18 protein-coding genes and 1 tRNA gene are annotated in these 19,280 nt (G+C 74.0%); 8 read left to right on the top strand and 11 right to left on the bottom strand.

The annotated features are described in order from the left end of the window. Positions 1–989 (top strand): LLM class F420-dependent oxidoreductase (locus VGB14_13605; GenBank protein HEX9993959.1); only part of this gene is annotated, 989 nt, incomplete at its 5' end. A gap of 1 nt (position 990) precedes the next feature. Then, positions 991–1,791 carry an HAD family hydrolase gene (locus VGB14_13600; GenBank protein HEX9993958.1) on the top strand — a complete coding sequence of 267 codons (801 nt, stop codon included), beginning with the start codon at positions 991–993 and terminating at the stop codon, positions 1,789–1,791. A gap of 3 nt (positions 1,792–1,794) precedes the next feature. On the opposite strand, the gene VGB14_13595 is transcribed toward VGB14_13600, so the two are convergent. The 3 genes from VGB14_13595 to leuS are packed head-to-tail and all read right to left on the bottom strand — an operon-like array spanning position 1,795 to position 6,446. Further along, positions 1,795–3,471 carry an AMP-binding protein gene (locus VGB14_13595; GenBank protein ID HEX9993957.1) on the bottom strand — a complete coding sequence of 559 codons (1,677 nt, stop codon included), beginning with the start codon at positions 3,469–3,471 and terminating at the stop codon, positions 1,795–1,797. A 10-nt stretch (positions 3,472–3,481) separates the two neighbouring features. Then, entirely contained in the window at positions 3,482–3,979 is a 498-nt protein-coding gene (locus VGB14_13590) for a GNAT family N-acetyltransferase (protein HEX9993956.1), read from the bottom strand. A 13-nt stretch (positions 3,980–3,992) separates the two neighbouring features. Continuing rightward, a complete protein-coding gene (gene leuS, locus VGB14_13585) occupies positions 3,993–6,446 on the bottom strand; it encodes a leucine--tRNA ligase (GenBank protein HEX9993955.1) in 2,454 nt (817 codons plus the stop codon). Between the two features lie 70 nt (positions 6,447–6,516). On the opposite strand from leuS, the gene VGB14_13580 reads away from it, so the two are divergent. Beyond that, positions 6,517–6,589, top strand: a tRNA-Ala gene (locus VGB14_13580). A 29-nt stretch (positions 6,590–6,618) separates the two neighbouring features. On the opposite strand, the gene VGB14_13575 is transcribed toward VGB14_13580, so the two are convergent. From VGB14_13575 to VGB14_13560, 4 genes are read right to left on the bottom strand one after another with little or no spacing between them, the layout of a single operon-like run. Then, positions 6,619–7,944, bottom strand: coding sequence for an MBL fold metallo-hydrolase (locus VGB14_13575; protein ID HEX9993954.1), 1,326 nt, complete (start codon positions 7,942–7,944; stop codon positions 6,619–6,621). A 38-nt stretch (positions 7,945–7,982) separates the two neighbouring features. Continuing rightward, on the bottom strand, positions 7,983–8,855 hold the full coding sequence (locus VGB14_13570) for a sulfotransferase (protein HEX9993953.1): 873 nt from the start codon (positions 8,853–8,855) through the stop codon (positions 7,983–7,985). A 37-nt stretch (positions 8,856–8,892) separates the two neighbouring features. Further along, entirely contained in the window at positions 8,893–9,045 is a 153-nt protein-coding gene (locus VGB14_13565; GenBank protein HEX9993952.1) for a hypothetical protein, read from the bottom strand. Positions 9,046–9,105: 60 nt separating this feature from the next. Then, positions 9,106–9,894, bottom strand: a complete 789-nt coding sequence (locus VGB14_13560; protein ID HEX9993951.1) for a methyltransferase domain-containing protein — start codon at positions 9,892–9,894, stop codon at positions 9,106–9,108. A 452-nt stretch (positions 9,895–10,346) separates the two neighbouring features. Between VGB14_13560 and VGB14_13555 the strand changes: the two genes are divergently transcribed. From VGB14_13555 to VGB14_13535, 5 genes are all read left to right on the top strand, one after another. After that, positions 10,347–10,769, top strand: coding sequence for a hypothetical protein (locus tag VGB14_13555; protein ID HEX9993950.1), 423 nt, complete (start codon positions 10,347–10,349; stop codon positions 10,767–10,769). 109 nt (positions 10,770–10,878) lie between these two features. Next, positions 10,879–11,067, top strand: coding sequence for a hypothetical protein (locus tag VGB14_13550; GenBank protein ID HEX9993949.1), 189 nt, complete (start codon positions 10,879–10,881; stop codon positions 11,065–11,067). Between the two features lie 37 nt (positions 11,068–11,104). After that, positions 11,105–11,521, top strand: coding sequence for a DUF5655 domain-containing protein (locus VGB14_13545; protein ID HEX9993948.1), 417 nt, complete (start codon positions 11,105–11,107; stop codon positions 11,519–11,521). A 33-nt stretch (positions 11,522–11,554) separates the two neighbouring features. Continuing rightward, on the top strand, positions 11,555–12,241 hold the full coding sequence (locus VGB14_13540) for a hypothetical protein (protein ID HEX9993947.1): 687 nt from the start codon (positions 11,555–11,557) through the stop codon (positions 12,239–12,241). A gap of 46 nt (positions 12,242–12,287) precedes the next feature. After that, entirely contained in the window at positions 12,288–14,429 is a 2,142-nt protein-coding gene (locus tag VGB14_13535) for a SpoIIE family protein phosphatase (protein ID HEX9993946.1), read from the top strand. 18 nt (positions 14,430–14,447) lie between these two features. Here the strand turns inward: VGB14_13535 and rsfS are convergent, their stop codons facing one another. From rsfS to VGB14_13515, 4 genes are read right to left on the bottom strand one after another with little or no spacing between them, the layout of a single operon-like run. Then, on the bottom strand, positions 14,448–14,804 hold the full coding sequence (gene rsfS / locus VGB14_13530; protein ID HEX9993945.1) for a ribosome silencing factor: 357 nt from the start codon (positions 14,802–14,804) through the stop codon (positions 14,448–14,450). 49 nt (positions 14,805–14,853) lie between these two features. Then, positions 14,854–17,334, bottom strand: coding sequence for a LytR C-terminal domain-containing protein (locus VGB14_13525; protein HEX9993944.1), 2,481 nt, complete (start codon positions 17,332–17,334; stop codon positions 14,854–14,856). Continuing rightward, the gene (gene nadD, locus VGB14_13520; protein HEX9993943.1) at positions 17,331–17,948 is read right to left on the bottom strand and encodes a nicotinate-nucleotide adenylyltransferase; all 618 of its coding nucleotides are present in this window, start codon (positions 17,946–17,948) and stop codon (positions 17,331–17,333) included. Before nadD ends, VGB14_13525 begins: the two co-directional genes overlap by 4 nt. A 23-nt stretch (positions 17,949–17,971) precedes the next feature. Beyond that, positions 17,972–19,210 carry an NADH-ubiquinone oxidoreductase-F iron-sulfur binding region domain-containing protein gene (locus VGB14_13515; protein ID HEX9993942.1) on the bottom strand — a complete coding sequence of 413 codons (1,239 nt, stop codon included), beginning with the start codon at positions 19,208–19,210 and terminating at the stop codon, positions 17,972–17,974. Positions 19,211–19,280: the final 70 nt, after the last annotated feature.

The raw sequence follows: 19,280 nt of genomic DNA, 5'->3' as shown, positions 1-19,280 counted from the left end.
CGGGGAGCCTGCGCGAGGCGGGCGCGTCGGCCAGGGACGCCGAGGAGGCCGGCTACGACGGCGTCTGGTCCCCCGAGACCAGCCACGACCCGTTCCTGCCCCTGCTGCTCGCCGCCGAGGCGACCGAGCGGGTGGAGCTCGGGACCGGCATCGCCGTCGCCTTCGCCCGCAGCCCGATGACCGTCGCCCACACGGCCTGGGACCTCCACGCCTTCTCCGGCGGCCGCTTCGTGCTCGGCCTCGGGTCCCAGATCAAGCCGCACGTAGAGAAGCGGTTCAGCATGCCGTGGTCGTCGCCGGCGGCCCGCATGCGGGAGTTCATCCTCGCCGTCCGCGCCATCTGGCGGGCCTGGGACACCGGCGAGCGGCTCGACTTCCGGGGCGACTTCTACACGCACACGCTCATGACCCCGTTCTTCGACCCGGGCCCGAGCCGGCACGGCCACCCGAAGGTGTTCCTCGCCGGCGTGGGCGAGCGGATGACCGAGGTCGCCGGCGAGGTGGCCGACGGGTTCCTCTGCCACGGGTTCACCACCGAGGCCTACCTCCGCGAGGTCACGCTCCCGGCGCTGCGGCGGGGGCTGGAGCGCTCGGGCCGGACCCTCGACGAGTTCGAGATCAGCGGGCCGGCCTTCGTCGTGACCGGCGCCGACGAGGCGGACATGGCGAGGTCGGCGGCCGCCGTCCGCCAGCAGATCGCCTTCTACGGGTCGACCCCCGCCTACCGGGGCGTGCTCGAGCTGCACGGCTGGGGCGAGCTCCAGGACGAGCTCAACCGGCTGTCGAAGCGGGGCCAGTGGCAGGCCATGGGCGACCTGATCGACGACGACGTCCTCCGCACCTTCGCCGTCGTCGCCGAGCCCGAGGACGTGCCCGCCGGGCTGTCCGAGCGCTACGGCGACGTCGTCGACCGCATCAGCTTCTACGCCCCCTACCGCAGCGACCCCGAACGGTGGCGGCGGGTGATGGAGGGCCTCAAGGCGGCCTGACGTGGCGTCGTGGCTGGTGGCGTCGGACCTCGACGGGACCCTCCTGCGCTCCGACGGCACGGTGTCGGACCGGACGAGGGCGGCGCTGGCCGCGGCGGAGGACGCCGGCGCCCTCGTCGTCGTCGTCACCGGCCGGCCGCCCCGCTGGATGGCGCCGGTCGCCGAGGAGCTCGGCCGCACGGGCCTCGCCATCTGCGCCAACGGCGCGGTCGTGTGGGACCTGGAGCGGGGCGAGATCGTCCGCGAGAACCCGATCGACCCGGCGACGGCCGCCGACGTCGTGCGGCGGCTGCGCGACGCCCTGCCCGACCTCGCCTTCGCCGTCGAGCGGGGGATGGCGTTCGGGCGCGAGCCTGGTTACCGGACGAGGGCCTCGGTGCCCGACGACGTGCTGGTCGCCCACGCCGACGAGCTCGTCGCCGCGCCCATGGCGAAGCTGCTCGTCCGCCACGAGTCGATGGGGGCCGACGAGCTGCTGCGGGCGGCGCGGGAGGTGGTCGGCGACCTGGCCACGCTCACCCACGCCAGCTCGTCGGGGCTGCTCGAGATCTCCGCCGCCGGGGTCAGCAAGGCCGTCGCCCTGGAGGAGCTGGCCGCCGAGCACGGGCTGAGCGCGGACGACGCCGTCGCCTTCGGGGACATGCCGAACGACCTGTCCATGCTCGGCTGGGCCGGCCGGGGCGTCGCCGTCGCCAACGCCCACCGCCACGTGCTCGCCGCGGCCGACGAGGTGACGGCGAGCAACGACGAGGACGGCGTCGCCCTGGTGGTGGAGCGGCTGATCGCCGAGCGGGCGGGCTGACCGTCAGCCGACGGGCTGGAGGTCGCCGCCGAGGAAGCGCTGGCGGCATAACGAGCGCTGGAGCTTGCCCGACGACGTCTTCGGCAGGGTGCCGGGGGCGACGAGGACGATGTCCTTCGCCGGCAGGCCGACCGCCTCCCGCACCCGCTCGGCGACGTGCTTGCGCACGAGCGTGTGGTCCTCGGCCTTGGACTCGGCCACCACGACGAGGGACTGCTTGCCCTGTCGGCTGTCGATGCCGAAGGCGATCACGTTGCCGGCCCGCACGCCGTCGATGCCGGCGACGGCCCGCTCGACGTCCTCGGGGAACACGTTGCGCCCGCCGACGATGATCACGTCCTTGATCCGCCCGCACACGACGAGCTCACCGTCGACGAGGTAGGCGAGGTCGCCGGTGCGCAGCCAGTCGCCCCGGAAGCTCTCGGCCGTCGCGTCCGGCCGCCGGTAGTAGCCGGGGGTCACCGACGTGCCCCTGATCTCGAGCTCGCCGACCTCGCGCTCGCGGCGGACGGTGCCGTCGGCCGGGTCGACCACCCGGATCTCGAGGCCGGGAACGGCCCGCCCGAGGAGGGGCAGCGCCCGGGTGCCGGGCTGGCCGGCGGCGGCCGGCGCGGCGTAGGACTCGGACTCGAGCACCCGCCGGTCGACGGGGTCGACGCGCAGGCCGGACATGGGCTCGGGGAAGGTGCCGGCGATGGCGACCTCGGCCATCCCGAAGGCGGGGAAGGCCGACCCCGGCCGCATGCCGTGCGGCGCGCCCGCCTCGCAGAAGGCCTCGACGGTGGACGGGTCGACGGGCTCGGCGCCGTTCAGCGCGATGCGCAGCCGGGACAGGTCGAGCCCGCTCTGGCGGCGCAGCGCCCGGGTGGCGAGCACGTAGGAGAAGTTCGGGCCGGCGGTGGCGGTGCCACCGTAGGCCGAGATCCACTCCATCCACCGGCCCGGGGCTGCGAGGAAGTCCTGCGGGGCGCCGAGGACGAGGTCGCAGCCGGTGGTCATGGCCGTCGCCAGCAGCCCGACGAGGCCCATGTCGTGGTAGAGGGGCAGCCAGGAGACGAGCACGTCGTCGTCCCGGTCGAACGACGTGGCCGCCACGATGGCGTCGAGGTTGGCGCACACCGTGCGGTGCGGGAGCATCACGCCCTTCGGGTCGGCCGTCGACCCGCTCGTGAACTGGAGGATGGCGAGCGCCCCGGGGTCGTCGGCCGGGCGCCGGAACGCCGCCGGGCCGGGGCGGCCGGGGCCGGGCGTGAGGTCGGTGAGGAGGACGACCGGCGCCGGCGACGGGCGGCCCTCGAGGAACGGGGCGAGGTCGGGGTCGACGAGCACGACGGCGGCGTCGGCGCTGGCCACCCGCTGCACGGTGGCGGACACGAACTCCTCGAGGGAGCCGAGCCGCATGGGCAGGGGCAGGACGACGGCGGTCGCGCCGACCAGCCAGGTCGCCTGGATGGCGGTGACGAGCGGGCGGCTGGTGGGGCCGAGGATGGCGACGTGGTCGGCGGGGCCGACGCCCCTGGCCTGGAGGCCGGCCGCCATGGCCATGGCGTCCTCGTGCAGACGGGCCCAGGGCACGGGGTCGGGGTCGCCACCGGTCACGAACGTCAGCGCGTGGGTGCCGGTGGCGGCGGCCTCGATGCGGGCGGCGAGCGTCGTCACGGCCGGTGTGACCCAGGGCATGGCCCGGGGGTTACCCGCCGGGGCGACCCCCCAGCCGGTGGACCATCGTGCTCGACCCCGGGGTGCCGCCGACCCGCTCGAAGCCGACGTGCTCGTAGAGCCGGCGGGCCGGGTTGGCGTCCTCCACGCTGAGGCTCACCGCGCCGAGGCCCTCGGCCGCGGCCCGGTCGAGCAGGGCGGTCAGGAGGGCGGTGCCCACCCCCCGGCCGCGCGCCTCGGCGACGACGGCGATCGCCACCTCCGGGATGTCCTCGGCGACGAAGCCGTCGGCCGGCGCGTCGGCGGAGAAGCGCCGGTACCAGGCCGCGCCGATCGGCCGCCCGTCCTCTTCGGCGACCACGCCCGCGTCGCCGGGCCGGGGGAAGCCGTCGACGTAGTGGGCCATGCGAGGGTGCGTCCGCGCCTCGGCCCGGTCCATCCTGGGCCGGTCGGGCGACCAGTGGGCGGCCTCGTAGAGCATGGCGTGCAGGAAGTCGACGTCGCCGGCCCCGGCCGGACGCAGGATCACGGCGCCGGCCGGCTCAGGCGACGACGTTGACGAGCCGCGGCGGCCGGGCGATGACCTTGCGGGGCTCGTCGCCGTCGAGCAGGTCCCGCACCCGCTTCGAGGCGAGGGCCAGCCGCTCGGCCTCCTCGGCGTCGATCGCCGCGTCGACCTCGATGCGGTCCCGCACCTTGCCGTTCACCTGGACGACCATCGTCACCGTCGACCAGGCCAGCTTGGTCTCGTCGGCCACGGGCCAGCGCTGGTCGTGGACGTGCTCGCCGGGGTGGCGCCGCTCCCACAGCTCGGCGGTGACGTGCGGGGCCATGGGCGCCAGCAGCAGCAGCACGGTGTCGACGGCCGCGTCCAGGGTGGCCGTGCGCGCCCCGGCCGGCGACTGCACGTACCGGTACAGCTCGTTGGTGAACGCCATGAAGCCGGCGACGGCCGTGTTGTACGACCACCGCTCGAACTCGTCGGTGATCCTCGCGATCAGGCGGTGGGTCGAGCGCTCGACCTCGTCGTCCTCGGCCGTCGGCTCCCGGTCCTCCACCCGGCCGGGCGCGGCGCCGGTGCCCAGCCGCCAGAGCCGGTGCAGGAAGCGCGACGCGCCCTCCACGCCGGCCTCGGTCCAGTCCACGTCGTCGGGCGGCGGGGCCATGAACAGCACGTGCAGGCGCAGGGCGTCGGCGCCGACGTCCTCGAAGAACTCCTCGGGCGCCCGCAGGTTGCCCTTGGACTTCGACATCTTCGTGCCGCCGAGCCGGATCATCCCCTGGGTGAACAGCCGGGAGAACGGCTCCCGCAGCTCCTTCGGCGCGACGCCCAGGTCGGCCAGGGCCTTCACCCAGAAGCGGGCGTACATCAGGTGGAGGATGGCGTGCTCGATGCCGCCGATGTACTGGTCGACCGGCATCCAGGCCCGCAGCGCGTGCGGGTCGAACGGGTGCTCGTCGTCCCACGGGTCGCAGTAGCGCAGGAAGTACCAGGACGAGTCGACGAAGGTGTCCATGGTGTCGGTCTCGCGGGTGGCCGGCCCGCCGCACACCGGGCAGGTGGTGCGCAGGAAGCCCTCGTGGAACCGCAGCGGCGACTCGCCCGTCGGCATGAACTCCACGTCGTCGGGCAGCTGGACGGGCAGCTCGTCCTCGGGCACCAGCTGGACGCCGTGCTCGTCGCAGTAGACGACCGGGATCGGGCAGCCCCAGTAGCGCTGCCGGGACAGCAGCCAGTCCCGCAGCCGGTAGTTGACCGTGCGGTGGCCGATGCCCTTGTCCTCGATCCAGCGGATGGCGGCCTCCTTGGCCGCAGCGACGTGCATCCCGTCCAGCCACTGGCTGTTGATGGCCGGCCCGTCGCCCGTGTAGGCCTCGCCGTCCCAGTCCTCGGGCGGCTCGACCGTCCGCACGATGGGCAGCCCGTAGGCCTCGGCGAAGTCCCAGTCCCGCTGGTCCTGGCCGGGGACGGCCATGATCGCCCCCGAGCCGTAGGTCATCAGCACGTAGTCGGCGATGTAGACGGGGATGGCGTCGCCGGTGAACGGGTTGACGGCGTAGGACCCGGTGAACACGCCCCGCTTGTCCAGGGGGCCCTCGCCCGACAGCCGCTCGAGCTCGGACTCCAGGCGCACCTGCCCGACGAAGGCGTCGACCTCGCCCCGCTGCTCGTCCGTCGTCAGCTCGGGGACCAGCGGGTGCTCGGGGGCCAGGACGGCGTAGGTCATCCCGAAGCTCGTGTCCGGGCGGGTGGTGAAGACGCGGATGGCCAGGTCCTCGCGCCCCTGCACGGGCAGGTCGAACTCGACGCCCTCGGACCGCCCGATCCAGTTGCGCTGCATGGTCTTCACCCGCTCGGGCCAGACCAGGTCCTCCAGGTCGTCGAGCAGCTGGTCGGCGTAGGCGGTGATGCGGAAGAACCACTGCTCCAGCTCGCGGCGCTCGACCGTGTCCCCCGACCGCTCGCACGTCCCGTCCGGCAGCACCTGCTCGTTGGCCAGCACCGTCTGGCAGCCGGGGCACCAGTTCACCGGCGCGTTCGCCCGGTAGGCCAGGCCGGCCTCGTACAGCCGCCGGAAGATCCACTGGTTCCAGCGCATGTACCGGGGGTCGTGGCTGTGGACCTCCCGCCGCCAGTCGTAGACGGCGCCGATGCGCTCGATGCTGCGGCGCAGCTTGCCCATGTTGTCGTCGGTGAACGGGCGGGGGTGGACGCCGGTCTTGATCGCCGCGTTCTCGGCCGGGAGGCCGAAGCTGTCGAACCCCATCGGGGACAGCACCGCGTAGCCGTGCATCGTGCGGTACCGGACGATCAGGTCGCCGTAGGTGTAGTTCCGCACGTGGCCCATGTGGGCCGGCCCGCTCGGGTACGGGTACATGCAGAGCGCGTAGAAGTGGGGGCGCGTGTCGTCGTTCTCGACCTCGTAGGTGCCCTCGTCACGCCACCGGCGCTGCCACTTCTCCTCGACCGCCTGCGGGTCGTAGCCGTCGGCCATCCCGGCATCGTACCGACGCCTCCGGAGGTCTCCGGGGCCGATTCCGGCTGGTACGCTGGGTGGCTCGTTCGGGGCTGTAGCTCAGTTGGAAGAGCGCTTGCATGGCATGCAAGAGGCCGGCGGTTCGAGTCCGCTCAGCTCCACCCGGGTGTCGGTCCTCCGGACCGCCCTCCTACGGCTTCGCCAGCCTGGCCCGGGCGGTCGCGAAGCACAGGAAGGGATCCGGGAAGGTCCCGTACACGTGCTCCACGTCCGGCGCGTCGACCTTGCCGTCTCGGACCGAGACGATGCGCTCGAAGACCCGGACCTGGCCTTGATACATCACCTCGGCCGACGAGGCGTGCCCACCGAGCAGACGCCGCGCCGCGTCGCCGCCGACGTGCAGGAAGTAGTTCGCCGCGCCACTCCTTCCGAGGCGGCCTTCCGGGGTGCCGCCCGTGAAGTCCGCCTGGAAGTACAGGCGTTCGGTCTCGTCCAGATGGACCACGAACTGACAGAGCACGCGCCATTCGTGAAACGGCTTGAGCAGCTTCGGGTTCGCCCGTAGCCATGCGGAGAACTCTCCGCCGGCGACGATCTCCGTCAGTTGCTCGGTGACGGCCGTCTTGTCGGCGGGCCGAGAGAGCGTGCCCAGACGGTCGATCTCGATCGGCTCCCAGTCGATCGGTGTCTCCTCGCCACACTGCCGCACGACGTCGCTCGCTTGCCGCTCGAGCTCGACCGGCCCGGACCCCATCGAGATCACGTCGCCGGGCCTGACCACGGCGGATCGGCCGATGCCCGTGAGTCGCTCGTCGAGCACCGCGGCGACCTGTTCCGGAGAGAACGGGTAGGCGTACCGATTCAGCCACGCGTGCTCTTGTGTCAGGCAGAGCCCGGACGCATACGGAAAGGCGAGCTTCGGGCGGCAGGCGCAGGCTTCTTCCAGCCAGCGAGCCGTCGACCTGCGATCGAAGCTCGAGCCGAGGTTGTGCAGGAAGTTCAGGAGTGGGTCCGGGGGCTGGTACTTCACCGAGACGACGTCCACCTCGCCGAGCTCGGACAGGATCCTCGATGACGTACCGACAGGTGGCTCCGCGTCGGACATGTGCCAGAGCCGGGCATCATCGGTCTCGACCAGGAGACCGAACTCCGACACGTGCGCCTCCGACGGTGTCGCCGTCAACCGAACCGAGCCATGCTCGGTGTGGCCCCACGGCTCCAGGACTCGGAGCTCGGCGAACCCGAGGCGTCGGAGTTGCTCCGCCAGCCTCGGATCAGGCGGCACCACCACCGGGATGCCCTTCGGCAGCTCCGCGAGCGTCTCCGGGTCGAAGTGGTCGTAGTGAGCATGCGTGACCACGAGCAGGGTCGGAGTCGGCAGGCGTTCGAGGGCGAGCGCCCGTGGATACTGATGGACGACGCTCCCGAGCAACGCCGTGGTGCGCAGGACCGGGTCCAGCAGTATCCGCTCGTTCGCCGTCTCGAAGAGCAGGCTCGCGTGGCCGAGGACGGTCACCCGCACGGCGTCTCCCGACCAGGTCTCGCGTCGGACACCTAGGTCTCCGAGGGCGAGTACCCGGCTTGCTGCATGACGGGCCCGCAGATCTCCTCGATCAGCTCGACCTCACCCGGCGCCAGCTCTCGCCTCCATCGCTCGACGGAGGCATCGTGGACCGGGCCCAGGGCGGCGCTCAGGTGCGTCCGCTCCCACCCTTCCCGATCTCTGAGTGCCCACGTTCCGAGCGCAGGTCGACCGGTCAGCATCTCGGGCGAGTACTCCTCGTCGAGGAACCGGCAGATCCGGGCGAGCTCGTCGGTCGGTCGATGCACGAGACGCTCGTACCGCACCCGCAGGACGCGTGGATCGCCGTCATCGGCGAGCGCCCGACCCACGCCCGTGGCCCACGACCGTGCGTGGGTCGGCACGCCCACGTCGGCGAGCCAGGGGATCTTCCGCAGCGAGCTGACGACCGCCCGCGGATCGCGCAGCATGTAGATCACCCGGGCGTCGGGGAACCAGCCGAAGAGCGTGTCGAGATGGTTCGCGGTGAACGGCGTCTTCTCGCCCCAGCGACGCTTCTGCAGGTTGGCGGCGAAGGTCTCGAGGATCGAGAGGTAGACGCCGCGAAAGCTGAAGCGCTGCGTGGCCTCGATGTACCGACGCACGTCGTCGGCGTCGACCCCGAGGTAGCCGAAGCGCTCGTTTCCGCTGAATGCCGCCCAGAACTCTTCGAAGTCTGCCGGCCGCGAGAGCTCGAGGTGGCGGTGGCGCCGAACCCAATGGTGGATGTAGTGCAGGTCCGGCGCGACCGCGAACGCGGGATGCGCCGACAGCATCATGCTCATGAGCGACGTGCCGGAACGGACGATGCCGACGACGAACACCGGACCGTTGCTCACGGAGTCGGCCTCGACGGGACCCTCCACCGGAGCGCGCCTCGATCGGGAAGCTGCCTACACCGGCCTAGTGCCGGAAGACATAGGTCTCCGCGAGGTCTTCGACGTCCAGCGCCGCGTAGAGGTCCTGGAACTTCATGGTGCTGCTGGTCACGGCTGCGTTCGAGACGATGTCCCTCGCGCTCGCGATCTCGATCTCGGCGTCGAAGCCGTCAGGCACCGCATCCTCCTCGTTTGGGAGATCCATCTCCGATGACGGGTGAACCTCGATGGACGGCGGTCAGGGCTTGCGACCGACCGCGCTGAAGAACGAAATGTGCCCGAACCACGACTTGGACGCACTCCGGCGCTGGGCTTCTGCTCGCAGGGCGTCGGCGAGCTCCTTGCCGATTCGGTCGAGCTTGACGAGCGCTTCCGCTCCTCGGTCGATCCAGGCGAGCATGAGGCCACCCTCCGGAGCCTCGACGTACCCGTGGCACCGCATGGGCAACGCCTCGAACCCGTATTCCTCGAGCATCGCAGGCACTCGACGCACCAGACCGAGGTTCTGGACCGGCAAGACGTCGATACACGCCTGGAGCGGGTCGGAGTCCCCGATGGCGACCGTCGCGTCGTCGGCATCGAGGATCGCCACGAGGCCACCCGATCGCAGGACGCGGAAGGCCTCCGCGATCAGCTGTTCAGGGACGAGAGCGTGACAGATGACGGTGTGCAGGACGACGACGTCGAACGATTCGTCGTCGAACGGCGTGCGGCGGCCGTCGCCCTCCTCGAACGAGACGTTCTCGACGCCCTGGGCGAGCTCACGGGCGCGTGCGACGAAGACCTTGGAGGTGTCGACCCCCGTGGCGTGCGCGACGTTCGCCAACTGCGCGAGCTCACGGGTCACGGCACCGGTCCCGGAGCCGATCTCGAGCACGCGGGCGCCCTCCGGAACGTCGATGCCGGAGAGGAACTCACGTCGCACTGCCCGGATGCGAGGGTCATTGGACCGCGCCTCGATGGCGTCGGCGAGCTTCTCGTGCAGCTCCCGCACGGCACGTCCGGCGTCGGTGGCCTCGTTCGACATGCGCGCCCTCTCCTGGGATGGCACCACGTTGGGTGCATCGAAGAGCTGTCCAGATTGCAGCCGCAGGCCGGGCCGCTCTTCGCGGATCGCGCACCCTAGATCGTCGTGCTCTTTCTGTCGAGGACGCAGCTCCCCCTACGGCGTCGAGATGCTCGGGAGAAACTGCTCCGAGTTCTCGACACGTCCGACGGAGTGGCAACGCGGGCGCGGGTCGCCGCGCGCCGGCTGGTGCCGCCGGTGTCGCCGCGGACGCTCACCCGTCCGTCGGCGCTCACACTGACGGCTTGACGAATCGCCCCACGGGTTTACGCTGAAACCCGTACCGAGCGAATCGTCGGCCCGGACACCAGCGGCGGAGCGGGCGGAGAACGGCGGGCACCACCTCTCGTCTGGCGATCGTGCGCGGTCGCCAGGACGTTTCCTCTCGCCCCGCCTCGTCAAGGGGGGAATTCATGCGACTCCGCAACCTCGTCCTCGGCGCGCTCGCCGCCGCCTCCATGCTGCTCGGTGTGCTCGTCGTGCCGGCCGACGCCGGCCAGCCGCGGCCGACGGGCGCCAAGGCGGCGGCGACCGCCGACGGTGCCGGCACCCGCAGCTGCACCCATGCGCACTCGAACCTCGACCCCCGCGCGGGGCAGTTCTTCGACGCCAGCGGCGTCTACATCAGGACGGGCCCGCACACCTCGTGCACGGCGCTCGGCCAGGGCCAGCTGACCCACAACGTGGACTACCACTGCTGGGCCGTGGGCGACACGGTGAACGGGTGGAGCACGTGGACCTACCTCCGCGACACGACCACGGGCGTGTCCGGGTGGGTCAGCGACAGCCTGCTCGACTACCGGGACGGCACGCGCGGCAGCACCTACGCCTGCTGACCGTCCGCTCGCGTGGGCGCCGTGGCGGGTCGTCGGCACGACAGGTCGACGCCTGCCGCGGCGCCCCCGTGGGTACGCCACCGGCATCGCCCTACCCAGAGGAGGAGCGATGTCGGACACCAAGGACGACCCCGGCCGGAACCCCGAGGGCGGGAACCGGGACGTGCAGCCGGGCGGGCGGGCCTCGCGGGGGCCGAACCCGCAGCCGGGCGGCGAGGAGGAGCCGGGCGGGCTGGTGCCCCCGTACGACGACCGCACCGGCGAGAACACCGACTCCAGCGGCAACGCCACCACCTGACCGGCGGGCCGTCGCCCCGCCCTGGTAGACGGTCGGCATGGCGGTGTGGGAGTGCCCGGCGTGCGGGCGGCGGTTCGCGCGCCGCGGGCAGACCCACGAGTGCGCGCCGGCCATGTCGCTCGACGAGTACTTCTCGACGGGGCCGCCGCACGAGCGGCCGGTGTTCGACGCGGTCATGGCCCACCTGGCCGGCGTCGGGCCGGTGCACGTCGAGCCCGTGTCGGTCGGCATCTTCCTCAAGCGGTCCGGCACCTTCGCCCAGCTCCGGCCGATGCAGCGCTGGGTCGCCCTCTCGTTCTCGCTCCCCCGCGTCGTGCGCCACCCCCGGATCACCCGCAAGCCGATCCCCCACGGCGGGCGCTGGTACCACGTCGTCAACGTCCGCGACCCGGACGACCTCGACGAGGAGATCCTCGGCTGGTTGACCGAGGCGTACCTCGCCATCCCGGATTGAGTGGAGCGCCGCAGGCGGGGTACAGCGGGCCCGATGCGCGGCAACCGGGGCGGCGACCCGAGCGACGGCCGGCTCGGCGCCCGGCCCGGTGGCGGCGCGCCGGCGAGCGGCGGACCCAGCGGGCTGCACACGCTCGAGGTCGGCGGCCTCCCCGTCGGGCTGCGCTACGTCCCGCCCGACCCTCGCGGGCTCATCGTGCTCCTCCACGGCGCGGGCGGCCGCGCCCGCCAGGCCGTCGACCTCCTCGGCGCCCGGCTGGACGACGCCGGCCTGATCGTCCTCGCGCCCGACTCGGGCGCCGCCACCTGGGACCTGCTCGTCGGCGGCTTCGGCCCCGACGCGGCCCGCATCGACGCCGGCCTGGCCGACACGTTCGAGCGGTACGCCGTGGCCGCCGACCGGGTCGCCATCGGCGGGTTCTCCGACGGCGCCTCCTACGCCCTCTCCCTCGGCCTGACGAACGGCGACCTGTTCCCGTCCCTCGTCGCCTTCTCGCCGGGCTTCGCCGCGCCGGCCACCGTGCGCGGGTCGCCCCGGGTGTTCGTCTCCCACGGCGTGGCCGACCGGGTGCTGCCGATCGACCGCTGCGGCCGCCGGGTCGCCCGCCTGCTGCGGGAGTCCGGCCTGGACGTGCGCTACGAGGAGTTCCCCGGCGGGCACGCCGTCCCCCTCCACGTCGTCGACCTCGCGCTCGCCTGGCTCGACGGCATGGGCGATTGACCGCCCGTCGCCCTCGCGTGCCCTCGCGCGCGGCAGGATTCGGGGCGTGACGTCTCCCACCCCCGCCACCGAGCGAGGGGCCCGCGACGACCACCTGCGGCTGGCGCTCGACGCCGGCCGGATGGGGACGTGGCAGTGGGACATGGCGAGCGGGCGGGTCGAGTGGGACGCGCGGCTGGAGGAGATCTTCGGGTTCCCGCCGGGCGGGTTCGACGGGACCTACGAGGCCTATGTCTCGCGCCTCCACCCCGACGAGCGGGAGGCCGTGCAGTCGGCGGTGCGGGCCGCCGTCGCCGAGGCCCGCCCGTACACGATGGACCACCGCATCGTGTGGCCGGACGGCACCGTGCGCTGGATCCAGGGGCGAGGCGACGTCACCCTCGACGCGGCGGGGAACGTCACCGGGACGATCGGCTGCGTCGTCGACGTCACCGACCGCAAGCTGGCCGAGGTCGAGCGGGAGCAGGCCATGGCCCGCCTCGCCTTCCTCGCGGACGCGTCCGCCGTGCTGGCCGAGTCGCTCGAGCTCGGCGAGACCCTCTCCCGGCTGGTCGAGCTGGCCGTCCCCCGCATCGCCGACGGGGCCATCCTGTTCACCGTCGAGGCCGACGGGACCTACCGGGTCGCCGCCGTCCGCCACGTCGACCGCCGCCGGGAGCGGGCGGCGGCGACGGTGTTCGACCGGTATCCGCTGCGGGCCGGCCCGCTGGGGCTCGGCGCCGCCATCGCCACCGGCCAGTCGCAGCTCCTCGCCCCCATGTCGGACGACGTGCTGTCGGCGCTCGCCGACGACGAGGAGCACCTGCGCCTGCTGCGCGAGCTCGATGTCGAGGCAGGCCTGGCCGTCCCGCTCGTGGCCCGGGGCCGGGTGATCGGGGTGCTCGGGCTGAGCGTCGGCGGCGGCCGGGAGCTCGAGGGCGACGCCTTGCTGCTCGCCGAGGAGCTGGCCGAGCGGGCGGCGACGGCGGCCGACAACGCCCGCCTGTTCGACCAGGCCAGGCGGGCGGCGGACCGCACCCAGCAGCTCCAGCGGTCGGCCGCCCGGCTCGTGGCCGCGGCCACCGTCGAGGACGTGGGCCGCGGGGTCCTCCAGGAGAGCGTCCCCGCCGTCGGCGCGAGCGCGGGCGTGCTGGCCGTGGTCGACCACGGCGCCCACGAGGTTCGGGTCGTCGAGGCCGTCGGCGACGCGGGCGAGGCGGCCCGCCGGACGGTCCCGCTCGGCGCCGACGGCGTGCCCATGGCGGAGGCGGTCCGGTCCCGCCGGGCGCTGACCGTCCACGACGGCGCCCGCAGGACCGTCACGTACGTCCCCCTCATCGCCCACGGACAGGTGCTCGGCGTGCTCGTGTGGGCGTGGGCCGGCGACCGGAGGGCGACCGACGGCGACGACGTCCTCCTCCAGGCGTTCGCCGCGCAGGCGGCGTCCGCGCTGGAGCGGGCGCTGCTCTACGGGCGGGCGCGGACGATCGCCGACGCGCTCCAGGCCGGCCTCGCGCCCCTGCCGCCGCCGGCCCTGCGCGGCGTGGAGGTGGCGGCCCGCTACCGCGCCGCCGGGGAGGGGGTCGCCGTCGGCGGCGACTTCTACGACTTCGTGCCGCTCGAGGACCGTCGCTGGCTGCTGGTGGTCGGCGACGTCTGCGGGCGGGGGCCGTCGGCGGCGGCACTCAACGCCCAGGTCCGGTACACGTCACGGGCGCTGGCCAGGGCGGGGTACGGGCCGGCGGCCATCGCCGCCGAGGTGAACGCCAACGTCCTCGCCGACGTCGACGACTCCCGCTTCTGCACCGCGGTCTTCGCCCTCGTGCACCCGGCGGGCGACGGCGAGCCGACCACCGTCGAGCTGGTGGGCGCGGGCCACCCGCCGCCCCTCGTGCTCGACCCGGACGGCACCGTCACCCCGGCCGCGGCGCGCAACCCGCTGCTCGGGGTCGTCGCCGACGTGGAGTTCACGCCGAGCCTCGTCGAGCTGCGCCCGGGCGCCACGCTGGTGGTGGTCACCGACGGGGTGCTCGAGGCCCGCGACCGCGGCGGTGACTTCTACGACGACGAGCGGCTGGCCGCGCTGCTGAGCGGCCTCGCCGGGCAGGACGCCGAGGCGATCGCCGACGCCATCGACGACAGCGTGCGCGCCTTCGCCGACGGGGTGCTCGACGATGACGTCGCGGTGGTGGTCGTCCAGGCCGTCTGAGGACCCGGACGGCCGCGGCTACTCGGCGGCGGCCGCCTCGGCGAGCGCGTCGTCGCCGGCCCAGTCCAGGCGGGGGACGTCGCGCCAGAGGCGCTCGAGCTCGTAGTAGGCCCGGGCCTCGTCGAGGAAGACGTGCACGACGAACGGGCCGTAGTCGAGGAGCACCCAGCGGCGGTCGTCGAGGCCCTCGATCCGGAGGGGCTTCGGGCCGCCCCGGACGGTGATCTGCTCCTCGACCTCCTCGGCGATCGTCCGCACCTGCCGCGGGTTGCGACCGCTCGTGATCACGAACCAGTCGGTGATGGCGAGCACCTCACCGACCTCCAGCACCAGGGTGTCCGCTCCCTGCTTGTCGGCCGCCGCCCTGGCCGCCACGACCACCCACTCGTGGGAGCGGTCGGTGCGACCGGTCCCCCTCGCTCCGTCAACCAGTGGAATCGCTCCCTGCCTCGTCGGCGCCGTCCTCTGCGGCGGGCGGCTCGAAGTCGCTGCCGACCACCACCGTAACGTCCACCGCGTCGTTCGGGACGCGACTGAACACCACCTCGCCCACCCCCAGCGCGTCCCGCAGGCGCTCGGCGACGGCCTCCTCGGCCTGGTCGTAGAACACGACCTGGGTGGTGTCGTAGTCGAAGGTGTCGGCGTTGCCGACGACGGTGATCTCGGCCCCCGCCGGCACCAGCACCGAGGTCACCGACTGGGCCAGGCCGGGCTCGCCGGTCCCGTTCAGGATGCGGACCCTCGCCCGGTCGCCGCCCTCCGGTGCGGCGGCGAACGGCAGGATCTCGCTCATCTGGGCGGCGACGGCGTCCCGGTCCGCCTGGTAGGCCTCCTCGCCGTCGGAGATCGAGGCGCTGATGGTCTCGACCCGCAGCGTCTCGTAGACGACGTCGCCCTCCGACAGGCCCCGCACGAACCGGCCGAGCCCGGTCGACACCTCGCCGGGCACGGCGTCCGCGCTGGGCGAGGCGGCGACGGCGTCCAGCCACGCCTCCCAGAACGCCTGGTGGCGGACGAGCCGGGCCAGCTGGGTCTCGTCGACCGACTCGAGCGACAGCAGCTCGGACACCTGGTCGGCGGTGACGTCGATGGTGCCAGCCGGGAAGGCGACGTCGACGCGGCCGTCGTCGTCGACCACCTCGATCGGGTCGGGGTTGACGACCTGGATGGGCGCCACCGGCGCGACCAGCTCCTCCCACCGGGCCGGGTCGATGCGCACGGCCTCGGTGAAGCTGATGCCGAGCAGGTTCTCCGACGACTGGCGGACGAGGTCGAGGCCGCCCCGGTCGAAGGCGACGGACAGGCGGTCGAGGCCGAAGCTCGGGATCTCGACCATCGTGCCGGTCGGGACGAACAACACGTCGCCGCCCTCGTCGTCGAGGCCGAGGGCGAGGATCGTCAGGCCGGCCAGCCCGCCGTCGGCGTCCTCGTGGGCGAGGAGGAGGGTCGGCGTCGGGTCGACGACGGCCTCGAAGCCGGGCGCGCTGGCGTCGGTCTCCGGCTCGATGACCCGGCCCTCGTTGCTCTCCGAGATCGTGCGGACGCCCCAGACGGCGAGGACGGGGATGGCGGCGATGAGCACCACGAGGGTCAGCAGGAAGGCGACGGTGCGCAGCCGCTTGCGCCGCCGCTGCCGCTTGCGCCGCCTGGCCCGCTCGCCGGTCGACAGCGCGGCCGGGGCGGGGGCCGGGATCGGGGGCGGGGGTGCGTCGAAGAGGGCCGGCTGGGGCGGGGCCGCCGGGGCGAGGACCGGTTCCGGCTCGGGCGGCGGGGCGACCGTCGCCACGGGCGCGGCGTCGAACAGCGCCGGCTGCACGGCATCGCCAGCGGTCGGGTCCGTCGGGTGCTCCGGCGTCTCGGCCGGGATGCCGACCGGCTCCCGCTCGCCCGCCTGCGGCGCGGCCGCGACGACGGCCTCGCCGGGCTCGGGCTCGGCCGCCGCCACACCGGGCTGGGCCGGCTCCGGGTCGCCTGCCTCCACGGGGGCTTCCCCGGCCGTCTCGACAGGGGGCAGGTCCGGCTGGGGGACGGCGGGTCGCGCCCCGGCCGCGGCATCGACGGGTGCAGCCCCGCCCGCCTCGGACGGGCTCTCGACCGCGGGCGCCTCGACCGCGACCGGCTCGGGCTCGCCGGCGTCCGGTGCCGACTCGACGGCGGCTTCGGCCTCGGCCAGGTCGGGCTCGGGGGACGGCGCCTCGGCGACGGCGTCGGCCGGCGGACGCTCGTCCACCTCCGCCGGCGCATCGACGGGCGCGGGGCCGGTTTCGGCGGTCGGCGCATCGGTGGCCGCATCGACCGGCGGAACCTCGTCGGCCGCGGGCGGCACTGCAACGGCGGCGTCGACCGGCGAAAGCTCGTCACCGGCGGCCGGCGCCTCCGTGGCCGCATCGACCGGCGGAAGCTCGTCGGGCGCAGGCGGCGCCTCGATGGCGGCGTCGACGGGCGGCAACTCGTCGGCCGCGGGCGGCGCCTCGGTCGCCGCGTCGACCGGCGGGGGCTCGTCGGCCTCGGACGGCGCCCCGGTCGTCGCGTCGACCGGCGGCAACTCGTCGGCCGCCGACGGCGCCTCGGTCGTCGCGTCGACGGGCGGCGGCTCGTTCGGCGCGCCGACGGGCGACAGCTCGTCGGCCTCGGACGGCGCCTCGGTCGGCGCGTCGACCGACGGCAACTCATCGGCCGCAGCCGGCGCCTCGATCGCCGCGTCGACGGGCGGCGGCTCGTCGGGCGCAGTCGGCGCCTCGGCGCCGGCGTCGGCGTCGGCCGTCGCGCCCGCGGTCTCGCCGTTCGGGGTCGGGGTGCGGTCGCGGTGGGCGGCGGCGTCGAGGGCGGCGACCAGGCTGCGGAGGCGGGCGGCGAGCGACCCGCCGCCCCCGCCGCCGCCGTCGGGCGGCTCCGGTTCGCTCACGTCCGCTCGGCGGCGGCCGCCAGCGACCCGTACAGCCCCCGCCCCCTGATGCAGTCGATGACGGCCGGGCTGATCAGGTAGTCGAGCGGGCGGCCGTCGGCCACCCTGGCCCGCAGGTCGGTGCTCGACACCTCCAGCCGGGGCACCTCGACCCGCTCGCAGCGCCACCCGTCGAGGGCGGGCGTGGCACCGCCGGGCCGGTCGACCACGACGACGGTCGCCATGCGCCGCACCTGGTCGACCCGGTCCCAGGTCGACAGCCCGGCGGCGGCGTCGCTGCCGAGCACGAGGAACAGCGCGGCGCCAGGGTGCCGGCGGGCCAGCTCGGCCAGGGTGTCCGCCGTGTACGACGGGCCGCCCCGCTCGATCTCGATCGCGCTGGCCTCGATGCCGTCGACCTCGCCGACCGCGGCGCGCACCATGGCCAACCGATCGGCCGCCGGGGTCACGATGCGAGCGCCCACCTTCTGCCACGGCTCGTTGGCCACCACCAGGAGCACGACGTCGAGGGCGAGCGCGTGGCGGACGTTGACCGCCGTCACCAGGTGCCCGACGTGGGGCGGGTCGAACGTGCCGCCGAACACGCCGATCCGGGCGCCGTTGGCGGGGGGCACACCGGCGATCCTAAAGCAGCCGGTCAGGCGAGGTCCGGCCAGGTGAGGCCCCGCCACGGCACCGGCCGGCCCTCCAGCCCGACCACGAAGTCCTCGGGGAAGGTCTGGAGCAGGCTGGACACGAGCCGCTGCTCCTCGACCGGGAGATAGCAGCGGTTCCCGTCGGTCACCTGGACGAGCCAGCGGTGCAGCTGCTCGAAGGTGGCCTCGTCGGCGGCGCCGGCCGCCACCCGCTCGAGCAGGCCGGTGATGGCCGCCGTGCCGAGCTTGCAGGGCGGGCACTGCCCGCAGGACTCGTCGGCGAGGAACCGCGACGCCAGCACGGCCACCTCGACCATGCTCGCCGTGTCGTCGAACGCGACGAACCCGCACGAACCGAGCCCGGTGCCCGCCGCCGCCATCCCCTCGTAGCTGACCGGGACGTCGAGCTGGTCGCCCCGGAGGACCGGGTTCGACACGCCAGACAGCACCGCCTTCACCGACCGGCCGGGGGCCACCCCGCCGCCGACCTCGTCGATCACCTGCCCGAGGGGCGTGCCCAGCGCCACCTCGGCGACCGCCGGCGCCACCACGTCGCCGCTCACCGTGCAGACGACGATGCCGGGGGACTCCTCGGTGCCCGCCGACCGGTGCCACTCCGGCCCGTTGGCCAGCACGTGGGCCGCCATGGCGAGGGTCTCGACGTTGTTGACGAGGGTCGGGTTGGGCGTGCCGGCCGCCGTGGCGAACAGGCCGTGCTGGTAGGGCGGGTACAGCCGGGGCAGGGCGGCGTTGCCCTCGATGACCTCGAGCAGGCCGGTCTCCTCGCCGAACAGGTACGCCTGGGGGCCGGCGACGAGGTCGATCGGCACGTCACCGGCCAGGCCGGCGGCCGCCATCTCGGCGAGCGCCCGGGCGAGGGCGTCCCGCTCGTCGACGAACCGCTCCTTCACCGCGAGGTACGCCCGTTCCGCTCCGACGGCCAGCGCGGCGATGGCCACCCCCTCGACCACCTGGTACGGGTCGGAGCGGAGGATGGCCCGATCCTTCCAGGTCCCCGGCTCGCCCTCGGCCCCGTTGGCGACGACGTAGCGGGGGACGCCGGCCCCGGCCCCGTCCCTGATCGACCGCCATTTCCGCCCGGTCGGGAAGCCGGCGCCGCCCCTCCCCCGCAGGCCGGACAGCGCGACCTCCTGGATCGTGCCGCCCGGTCCGAGCGCCCTCGCCCGGGCCAGCCCCCGGCCGCCGCCCCGCTGCTCGACGTAGTCGGTGACAGAAGTCACCGGTGGGTAGGGAAGGAGGACAGGCGTGGACATGTTGCAACCATTCCTTCCCGGGTACGGCGCGATCCCG

It is taken from the genome of Acidimicrobiales bacterium, from assembly GCA_036399815.1.
Lineage (GTDB): Bacteria > Actinomycetota > Acidimicrobiia > Acidimicrobiales > DASWMK01 > DASWMK01.
Note: the sequence above shows the minus strand (reverse complement) of the source record. Positions and strands in the feature narration are given on the sequence as shown.